Origin of the sequence: Polynucleobacter sp. P1-05-14, from assembly GCF_018881675.1 — a bacterium.
GTDB lineage: Bacteria > Pseudomonadota > Gammaproteobacteria > Burkholderiales > Burkholderiaceae > Polynucleobacter.
Genome location: NZ_JACVPV010000023.1, coordinates 1 through 692 on the forward strand (window position 1 = coordinate 1; position 692 = coordinate 692).

General features: G+C 51.3%; 1 protein-coding gene. It reads right to left on the minus strand.

Annotation, left to right across the window (positions count from 1 at the left end; all coding sequences use genetic code 11):
• Positions 1-663 (minus strand): autotransporter-associated beta strand repeat-containing protein (locus ICN37_RS08470; RefSeq protein ID WP_370623834.1); only part of this gene is annotated, 663 nt, incomplete at its 3' end.
• Positions 664-692: the final 29 nt, after the last annotated feature.

Consider the following 692-nt stretch of genomic DNA (forward strand, 5'->3'; position numbering starts at 1 on the left):
TGAAATATCAAAGCTGCCGTTATCCACTACGCCCCTGGAGGTGGCAATCGAACCGGTACCAGATAGTGCTAAGGTAGCCCCGGTATCAATCGTGGTAGTGCCGGTGTAAGTGTTGGTGCCCGTGAGGGTTTGTGTACCAGCAGCAACCGTGACAGAGCCACCAGTAGCACTTGAACTACCGTCGGCAGAACCATCAGCGATCACGCCACTATAAGTACCACTCGCATTAGACAGTGTTAGGTTTTGCGCTCCTAAGAAAACGGTGTTCTCTATGCCGACATCTGCTAAGGATTGAATCGTTGCGCCAGCAGTGGTTCCTGAAATATCGAAGTTGGCATAACCCGTTAGGTTCACACCACTCGATGTTGCAATTGAACCCGTACCCGTTAACGCTAAGGTTGCTTTGTTCGCGCTAGCAGTACCGCTAATCGTTGTTGCACCAGTATAAGTATTAGTGCCCGTGAGTGTTTGCGTACCACCAGTCAGGGTCACCCCTCCAGTGCCACTGATCACGCCATCAAAAGTGCCGCTACCAGCACCATTGGATGCACCATTGGTAATAGTTAAGGTTTGCGCTCCTAAGAGAGCTTGACCATTACCAGACAAGGTAGTGATCGATGCGCCACTGGTCGTTGCTGAAATATCAAAGCTGCCGTTATCCACTACGCCCCTGGAGGTGGCAATCGAACCGG